This is a genomic window from Arthrobacter sp. NPDC093125, assembly GCF_044754225.1.
Lineage (GTDB): Bacteria > Actinomycetota > Actinomycetes > Actinomycetales > Micrococcaceae > Arthrobacter.
In genome coordinates this window covers 119,106-126,833 of record NZ_JBIVOQ010000010.1, presented here as the reverse complement: position 1 = coordinate 126,833, position 7,728 = coordinate 119,106, and the positions used below count along the sequence as shown (strand labels likewise).

Annotated in this window: 9 protein-coding genes; 2 read left to right on the top strand and 7 right to left on the bottom strand. The window is 66.0% G+C overall.

Annotated features, from left to right (window positions below; translation table 11 throughout):
- The first annotated feature begins 195 nt into the window (after nucleotides 1-195).
- Together ACIP9X_RS16905 and ACIP9X_RS16900 are read left to right on the top strand one after the other, a co-directional pair.
- Complete coding sequence (locus tag ACIP9X_RS16905; protein ID WP_400480914.1) at nucleotides 196-810, top strand: Rho termination factor N-terminal domain-containing protein; 615 nt, start codon at nucleotides 196-198, stop codon at nucleotides 808-810.
- 443 nt (nucleotides 811-1,253) lie between these two features.
- The gene (locus tag ACIP9X_RS16900) at nucleotides 1,254-1,505 is read left to right on the top strand and encodes a hypothetical protein (protein WP_400480913.1); all 252 of its coding nucleotides are present in this window, start codon (nucleotides 1,254-1,256) and stop codon (nucleotides 1,503-1,505) included.
- Between the two features lie 19 nt (nucleotides 1,506-1,524).
- On the opposite strand, the gene ACIP9X_RS16895 is transcribed toward ACIP9X_RS16900, so the two are convergent.
- From ACIP9X_RS16895 to ACIP9X_RS16865, 7 genes are all read right to left on the bottom strand, one after another.
- Entirely contained in the window at nucleotides 1,525-1,677 is a 153-nt protein-coding gene (locus ACIP9X_RS16895; RefSeq protein WP_400480912.1) for a hypothetical protein, read from the bottom strand.
- A 176-nt stretch (nucleotides 1,678-1,853) separates the two neighbouring features.
- Nucleotides 1,854-2,645: a ZIP family metal transporter gene (locus tag ACIP9X_RS16890; protein WP_400480911.1), complete on the bottom strand. Its 792-nt coding sequence runs from the start codon at nucleotides 2,643-2,645 to the stop codon at nucleotides 1,854-1,856.
- 187 nt (nucleotides 2,646-2,832) lie between these two features.
- A complete protein-coding gene (locus ACIP9X_RS16885; RefSeq protein WP_400480910.1) occupies nucleotides 2,833-3,693 on the bottom strand; it encodes a phosphogluconate dehydrogenase C-terminal domain-containing protein in 861 nt (286 codons plus the stop codon).
- Nucleotide 3,694: 1 nt separating this feature from the next.
- Nucleotides 3,695-4,492, bottom strand: coding sequence for a sugar phosphate isomerase/epimerase family protein (locus ACIP9X_RS16880; protein ID WP_400480909.1), 798 nt, complete (start codon nucleotides 4,490-4,492; stop codon nucleotides 3,695-3,697).
- Nucleotides 4,489-5,352, bottom strand: coding sequence for a triose-phosphate isomerase family protein (locus tag ACIP9X_RS16875; RefSeq protein ID WP_400480908.1), 864 nt, complete (start codon nucleotides 5,350-5,352; stop codon nucleotides 4,489-4,491). Before ACIP9X_RS16875 ends, ACIP9X_RS16880 begins: the two co-directional genes overlap by 4 nt.
- Nucleotides 5,336-5,806: a ribose-5-phosphate isomerase gene (locus ACIP9X_RS16870; protein WP_400480907.1), complete on the bottom strand. Its 471-nt coding sequence runs from the start codon at nucleotides 5,804-5,806 to the stop codon at nucleotides 5,336-5,338. The genes ACIP9X_RS16875 and ACIP9X_RS16870 overlap by 17 nt, the downstream gene beginning before the upstream one ends.
- The gene (locus tag ACIP9X_RS16865) at nucleotides 5,803-7,557 is read right to left on the bottom strand and encodes a dihydroxyacetone kinase family protein (RefSeq protein ID WP_400480906.1); all 1,755 of its coding nucleotides are present in this window, start codon (nucleotides 7,555-7,557) and stop codon (nucleotides 5,803-5,805) included. The genes ACIP9X_RS16870 and ACIP9X_RS16865 overlap by 4 nt, the downstream gene beginning before the upstream one ends.
- Nucleotides 7,558-7,728 lie beyond the last annotated feature (171 nt).

The window sequence follows — 7,728 nt, the reverse complement described above, 5'->3', positions numbered from 1 at the left end:
GAACCGGCGGCCGGGGCACACCCAGCAGACCGGCTGTCGCCCTAGCCGCGATGCCCTTCTCGAACCACGCTACAGCGGCCTCACGCTGGACCTCACACAACGAACTAGACGCACCCATAAAACTGCTCCCCACAAATCGGAACTGAATATTCCAGTCCAACTTCCGGGGAGCAGTTCAGAATGAGAGGAACCGCCATGGCCGAAAAACAGGGAAACCAGACGCCGAACACGCCGGATGTCAGCGAGACAGAGCTTCGCGAGATGAAAGTCGATGAACTCCGGCAGGAGGCCCGTGATGAGGAAATCAGCGGCGCCTCGGGCATGCGCAAAGAGGAACTCGTCCAGGAAGTGGCCAAGGCCAAGTCCGGAAACGACGCCGGGGACAGTGGCAGCGGTGACTCGGATTCAGACGCTGACGACTTGGGAGCCGGTCCCGAAGGCGGCAAGATCCGCCGCGGCCCGGACTCCTCGAAGTCCCTGAAGTACTCCCAGGAAGTCACCTCCACGGAGGACGAACCCGAACGAGAAGGCCGCAGCCTGGCCACAACACATCACGAGGTCATCAGGCAGTGGGCTGAAGAACGTGAGGGCGTTCCTGCGACCGTAGAGGGAACGGAGCATGGCGACCACCTGGGCGTCCTCCGGATAGATTTCGGGGGCGACGACGCGAACCTGCGCCATGTGGGCTGGGACGAGTGGTTTGCTACTTTCGATGAACGTGGCCTGAATTTCATCTATCAGGAACAGCGCAGCGACGGGCAGCAGTCCAACTTTTTCCGGTTGGAGAACCCGCAGCGCGAAGACGCCTGAACCAGCGCTGGGCGCTGCCCGGGAAAGCCGACCGGGAAGCCAGAATCACCCTTGTCGGCCACCCCGGTCGGTGCTATAAAAATTTGTATCAGCAGAGATGCATCGGATCAACGGCGATCACAGGGGGTGTGCGATGTTGATGGCCACTGGCTGTACCAGGCTTGACAGTATGGGCTCGGGGCGAAGGAGGAACAGCGAAAACAGACCCACGCCTTAACGGACCGGGACGGGAAGCCGGAATACGCTAACGCTGCCTCTTGGGGCGATTAGTATTTGCGACGCCACAGCGCCTTGTAGCGCATATTGCAGCAGCAGCGCGCGGACCAACCCTCCCGCAAAGTGGTCCCCGGCCGGGAAACCGGTCGGGGACCGCGTTACCCCGGACTGTAGAGGGAATCTGCAGCATCCCGCAGCCACGCTCGTGGCTTCAGAGGGGAGTCCCCATGGACCAGGCGTCGATCGTAAATTTCGCTTTTGGTTACCTCGTCACGCTGGTTGCAGTCTTCATTGCGTTCCTGCCCGCCATCCTCACCCTCGTGCTCCTGCTCCTGTTGGCCGGACTGGTGCGCGTGCTGGGCCTGCTTTTCACGGTCGCGGCATTGCGTCCGCTCAAAAAGCTGGGACGGCGCCTTGGGAAATCACTGCATGACTTGTGGACGAGGCCGCACGGCCCGTCCCGGTTGCTGCCTCACTGATAGTTCAGCCAGCGCCCGGTCACGCCTGGGCCGGGTTGTCCCACCAGCCTTCCCAGGCCGTGGACGTGAGCTGGCCCTTGGGAAATTCACTGTTCGACTCGGCATCGCCAAAGTGCGAATTGCCGTCATTGCGCTGGGAACTGAAATACAGGTTCAAGGTATTCCAAAGCATGGCTATTTCCTTTCAAAGCGACCTGCAGTTGACCCTTATTGGGTAGGAAATAGCGTAGCCACGGCATGTTTCATGGCGTCGACTCAACGTTTCAGTCTTGTATCCATCTGCTCACACGGAGTGACGGGGTAACGATGACGGCGTACTTCCCGGCGGGCCGGGCCCGTGGACTGCCGTCAGGCGAGTGAAAGCACGAACGAGAGCACGAACCCGGCGGCCGTGCTGAGGGCCACGGCCGGACCGCCGTGCTCGTAAGCCTCGGGCATCAGCGTGTCTGCGAGGGAGGCAATGACGGCTCCGGCCGCGAAGGCCAGCGGGAAGGAGATGGTTTCCGGGTCAGCGCCCGACAGGGGGCCGGCACCCACCACCACGGCAACAACGAGCAGCGCCGCACAGACGGCCCATAGACCCATGACGGCCCCGGTCGACTTGCCCTGGCTGCGCATGGATGCAGCGCCGACCAAGGCTTCCGGCAGGTTGGACACGAAGATTGCCGCGAGAAGGGCCAGGCCGCCGGTACCCTCACCCAAGGCAACGCCGAGGGCGATGTTTTCCGGCACACCGTCCAGCGTCACGGCGGCCAGCAGGGCCATGCCGGCAGCCCCGCGGGTGGACACTGAACTCGGCGCCTTCTCGGCTGCGGCGGCATCCGTGTCCAGCTTCGCGCTGCCCTGGAACTCATCCGCCGGTGTGGCTCCGGCCCCGGGCTGTGCCCAGCGGTCCAGCAGCGCGCTAAGGGCGGTGAAGACTACTGCACCAGCGAGCAGCCCCAGCGCCGCCCGCCAGATCCCGCCCTGCCGGTACGCATCCTCGAACAGTTCGAAGCTCAAAGCTGTGATGAGCGCACCGGCCGCGAAGGACAGCAGGATCGCGAGGAGCCGTTTAGGCAACTCGAAACGGACGCCGATGAGAGCGCCCACGATCAGGGCGCTCGAAGCCACCACGCCGAAAATCAGCGACATCCCCACACCGACAGCATAGGAGCCGCTGATACGTGCGGGAAGAGTCCGGGCGGGGTCTGTTTTTGGCCGAGCCGGCCGAACCTTTCGGGGTGGGCGCGGGGTTTTATGGCAAGCGGACGACGGCGGGAGGTTCCCGCCGTCGTCCGCTTACCTTGCGTCTATCTGCTGTTAGCAGACCGGCCCGGCGCCGGGCTTAGCGCTTGACGGTTTCGAGTTTGAGCATCTTGGCGATGACGTAGTCCAGCTGGGAGTCGTCGAAGATTTTCTTCCAGTCGTCCTTGATGATGGTGTCCTTGCCGTACTGGATAGCGATTTCGCAGGCCTCGGAGAACGGGTTGGAGCCGCGCAGGGCGTTGGTGAGGGCGATCTGCACGTGGCCGAACAGCATGGCCTTGGCTGCTTCCTCGGGCACACCGGCGGTGTGCACGGTCTCGTGCAGCGCCTCGTTAAGCAGGGTGCCAATCATGCAGGCCACGGTTTCCACCAGGGTGGGTTCGAGGATGGCGAGCTGCTTGACGGTGACCCAGTGCACGTCGATCACGGGGGCGTAGATGACGCGGATGGTGGCCTCGGCAGCTGCCTTGGTGGCCTCGGTGGCATCCTCGTCGATGGCTGCCACGACGTTCTGCGGGGCGCCCTCGCCGCCGAAGGTGTCGGCCCATTCTTCCTTGGTGGTGCGCTCCAGGAACACGGACGGGTGGCAGGGGTGGGCCACGGCCTGGACCACGTCCTCGCGCTGGGCGAGCAGGCCTGCGTAGGCGGCGGCCGGGTCGAGCGTGAGCAGGATGGCGCCCTGCTTCATCTGCGGGACGACGCCTTCGGAGACAACGCCCAGCACGGTGTCCGGAACGGCGAGGATCACGACGTCGGCGCCCGTGACGGCGTCGTCGGTGGCGGTGATCTCACGGCCTTCGGCGCGGACGCGGTCCTGGCCTGCCGGTGAGTTCTCGGAGTAGAAGACGGTGTGGCCGGACTTCTGGAGGTTACGCGAAACGCGCATCCCCATCTTGCCTCCGGCTCCGATGACGGCGACGGTCAAGTTTTCTGCTGACATTTCATTTGCTCCTTAGGAAATCGATGCTTCGCTGGGTCCACTGGTTTTCGAGGCGGATGGTTGCGTCCTCGGTGTCCTGCCATGGCAGCCAGTGTTCGACGATCTGGTTGATGTTTCTTTCTTTGGGTCGGATCGTGCGGACCATGTGGTCATAGTCCAGGAGTCCTTCGCCGAGCGGCGCGCCGGAGTACGTGAACCCGACCCAGCCTTCCTTGCGGCTGAACGCAAAGTCTTTGATGTGCATGTTCAGGACATAGGGCGCGACGGCGTCAATCACCTCGCGGGGCATCTCCAGCGCCGCGACAGTGTTGGCAGGGTCACTGCAGATCCCCAGCCAGGGGCTGTCCACTCGCCGCACGACGTCGAGGATCCGGGCGGTGGGAACCTGCTCGTAGGTTTCCACGGCAATCCGCACCCCGGCCGCCCCGAACTCGGGCAGCACCTCAGTGAAGATCGCCGCGGCCTCGTCCGCCGTCGGGATGTGGCCCGGGACGTTAAACATGGTCCGCAGCAGCGGTGCGCCGAGAATGCCGGCGATATGCAGGAACCTGCGCAGGTGCCCGGGCCGGATACCCTTGGTGCCCACTTCCAGCGCCATGCCCAAGGAGTCCGCGGTGGCCCTGAGCTCTTTGATTTCGGCGTCGGACATCGCTTCGAGCGGAGCGTAGTCGCAGATCTGGAAGAGATCCACGCCCATGGCCGCCGTCCGTTCCAGTGCCTGGTGGATGGTCAGCGGCTCGGACACCTTGTCCGAGAGCTGCCAGAAGAAGGCGTAGCTGCTCAGGCCGATCCGGCTCATGACCGTCCCCCTACAGGTTCCAGCAGGGCCGGTTCGATCAGACCCAGCCGTTCGGCGGCCTCATCCAGGATGTCCCGCACTGCTGACGGGTTGTGGGCGAAGCGGCCCAGGAATAGCCCGGCGACGGCGGGTCCAAGTTGGCTGAGGAGGCTGGGGCCGGCGCTTCCGCCGTAGATGACCCTGCTCTCTTCCTGGCCGGGGCGGCTGCGCAGGTGGGCATCGAGGCTGTCGATAACTTCACTTATGAGCCCGGGCGAGGCCGGTTCGGCTGCGCCGATGGCCCACTGCGGCTCGTACGCCACGATGGTGCGTCCCGTGCTGCCCAGGCTTCCGGCGCGGTTCAGGACGCCGTCGATTTCCCGGATGCAGTGCTTGATCGCGTTTGCCGCGGTGCCGCGGCCGGGTTCGCCGACGCACAGCACCGGGGTGAGCTCGTTGCGGTAGGCCGCTGCGGTCTTCAGCCCGATCACGTCGTCGTCCTCGCCGAAGATGCGCCGCCGCTCGGCGTGACCCACTTCCACGTACCGGCCGCCGGTTTCGGCCACCATCAGGCCGCTGACTTTGCCGGTGAAGGCGCCCTCGTCCTCCCAGAAGAGGTCTTGTGCTCCGGCGGCAGCCCCGGCGGCGGACAGAATCCGCGCGCACTCGGGCAGGACCGGGTGGGCCGGCAGGGCGAACAGTTCGATGTCCCCGCTGCGGACGGCCGGGTGGGCGGCAGCAATCTCCGCCACGTCCCGGCACCAGTCCAGGGTACGTTCGTAGCCGAAGTACATCTTCAGGCTGACGCCGATGATGGCCCGCGGCCGCATGGCGCCTGTACCTATTCCGCCTGCGGTGGGGGTGTTAGCAGGAAGTGACACCCTCGTAGTCCTTAATCAGCGTGACCTTCTCGGCGGAGGCCGAAGACTCGTCAAAGGTGTAGGTGAGCCATTCCTTGGCAAGGCGGCGTGCCAGTTCCAGGCCGACGACACGCTGGCCGAAGGTGAGGACCTGGGCGTTGTTGGACAGTATGGAGCGCTCGACGGAGAAGCTGTCGTGCGCGGTGACAGCGCGGACGCCCGGAACCTTGTTCGCGGCGATCGCCACACCCAGGCCCGTGCCACAGACCAGCAGGGCGCGGTCGGCCTTGCCCGCGGCAATAAGCTCGGCAGCGGCGATGGCCACGGACGGGTAGGGCGTGTGGCTGGTTGCGTCCACCCCGACGTCCTGCACGGACTCGACCATTTCGCTGGCCTCCAGGTCTGCCTTCAGGGCTTCCTTGTACTCAAAGCCGGCGTCGTCGGAACCGACGACCAGGCGCAGTTTGGCGCTCATGCCTTCTCCTTAGCGGTTTCTGCAGCTTTCGCCTCTGCGAAAGTGTTGTGGATTGCGCGGACGATCAGCGCCATGGAAACGGCGCCGGCGTCGGGGGTGCCGAGGCTCTTCTCGGCGTGCGGGCGGGCCCTGCCCATGAGGGGCAGCAGGGTGGCGGTGTCCTCGGCGGCCTGCTCTGCAACGGTGGCTGCGCTCCCCCAGGCCTCATCCAGGGACCGCCCGGAGCCGACGGCGGCGGCCAGCGAATCGCGGAACGGAACAAGCACGTCCACGAGGGTCTTGTCGCCCACCTTGGCCTTGCCGAAGCCCATGATCGAGGCGGCGGCCTGCGCCACTCCCGCGGCAACGGCACCGGCGTCAGGCTTGGTGGTGTCCCCGACGGCGTCGCCGACCGCGCGCAGGGCCATGCCCCACAGGGCACCGGAGGTGCCGCCGGCCCGGTCCGCCCAGGCGTCCGCCGCGAGGTGCAGGGTGGTGGCAGCGCCTGCACCGCGCTCGACGGCATCGGTTGCTGCCTCCACCGCGGCACGTACGCCGCGTTCCATGCCGATGCCATGGTCGCCGTCGCCGGCGATCGCATCGATGCGGCCCAGTTCTTCCACGTTGGCGTCAACCACGTCCTTCGCGGCGCCCAGGGCGGCCAGGACGCGGTGGGCGGCGGCGCGGGATTCTTCCGTTGCCTCCGGCAGGGGAAGGACGACGTCGGCGGGGTCGCCGCCGGCAGTCGCCTCCAAGGGTGCTGCGCTGACCGCGCCGCGGCGGAAGGCCGGGGCGTCGGCGGAAGCGTTCCAGAGGGTTTCGAGTTCCTCGTCCAGCCAGAAGAGGGTCAGCGAAGTGCCGGCCATGTCGAAGCTGGTGACGAGCTCGCCTACCTGCGGGTCCACGGCTTCCAGGCCGGCCTCGGCGAGGAGCTGGGCAACGCGGCGGTAGACCACGAACAGTTCCTCGTACTTCACGCTGCCCAGGCCGTTGAGGATCGGCACCACGCGTGATCCCCGGGTCTGGAGCCCGTCCGGCACCTCTGTGAGCAGTTTTCCGACCAGCAGTTCGGCGAGCTCGTCCGCCGTCGGGATGTCCGTTTCGTCGATGCCGCGTTCACCATGGATGCCCATGCCCACGGCCATTCGGCCCTCGGGGACGGTGAACAGCGGGTTCTCGGCCCCGGGAAGGGTGCAACCGGTGAACGCGACGCCGAAGGAGCGGGTACGGTCGTTGGCACGTTCTGCGATCTCGACCATGGCGTCTATGCTGTAGCCCGCCTCGGCAGCGGCGGCCGCGACCTTGAACACTGTCAGGTCGCCGGCGATGCCGCGCCGCTTGGCGCGATCTTCCAGCGGGGCGGAGGAGACATCGTCCGTGACGGCGATGCTGCGGCAGTCGATGCCCTCCCGGCGGAGGCGCTCCTGAGCCTGGGTGAAGTGCAGGACGTCGCCGGCGTAATTGCCGTAGCCCAGCAGAACGCCGGCGCCGTTGTTGGCTGCCTTGGCCACGCTGTATACCTGCTGCGCGGAGGGGGATGCGAAAAGATTGCCCATCGCGGCACCGTGCGCCAGGCCCTGGCCCACCAGCCCGGCGAAGGCCGGGTAGTGGCCGGAGCCGCCGCCGATCACCAGTGCCACGGTCTCCGGGGTGCTCTTCGTGCTGCGGGCCACGCCGCCGGAGACACGCCTGACCCACCGGCCGTGCGAGGCGACAAAGCCCTCGATCATCTCATCAGCAAACGCTGCAGGCTCATTGAACAGGCGGGTCATTTGGGGGTTTCTCCTGAAGTGGCTGGTAGCCGGTGATTGAGCCTTGGGGCACCCGGACGCTGGGTTCCCTGGCGAGCTTGCGAGGTTAGGGGCGGTTAGGGACGAAATCGGTTTGGTGTGGTTGCGCCCTCCTTGGCGGAGGGCGCAACCGACTTGTGTGCTGCTGGCTGC

Excerpts from the sequence above, each read along its gene's own strand:
- ACIP9X_RS16870 (WP_400480907.1), bottom strand. The coding sequence starts at position 5,806 with ATGAGCGCCAAACTGCGCCTGGTCGTCGGTTCCGACGACGCCGGCTTT.
- ACIP9X_RS16900 (WP_400480913.1), top strand. The coding sequence starts at position 1,254 with ATGGACCAGGCGTCGATCGTAAATTTCGCTTTTGGTTACCTCGTCACG.
- ACIP9X_RS16865 (WP_400480906.1), bottom strand. The coding sequence starts at position 7,557 with ATGACCCGCCTGTTCAATGAGCCTGCAGCGTTTGCTGATGAGATGATC.
- ACIP9X_RS16880 (WP_400480909.1), bottom strand. The coding sequence starts at position 4,492 with ATGAGCCGGATCGGCCTGAGCAGCTACGCCTTCTTCTGGCAGCTCTCG.
- ACIP9X_RS16905 (WP_400480914.1), top strand. The coding sequence starts at position 196 with ATGGCCGAAAAACAGGGAAACCAGACGCCGAACACGCCGGATGTCAGC.
- ACIP9X_RS16895 (WP_400480912.1), bottom strand. The coding sequence starts at position 1,677 with ATGCTTTGGAATACCTTGAACCTGTATTTCAGTTCCCAGCGCAATGAC.
- ACIP9X_RS16885 (WP_400480910.1), bottom strand. The coding sequence starts at position 3,693 with ATGTCAGCAGAAAACTTGACCGTCGCCGTCATCGGAGCCGGAGGCAAG.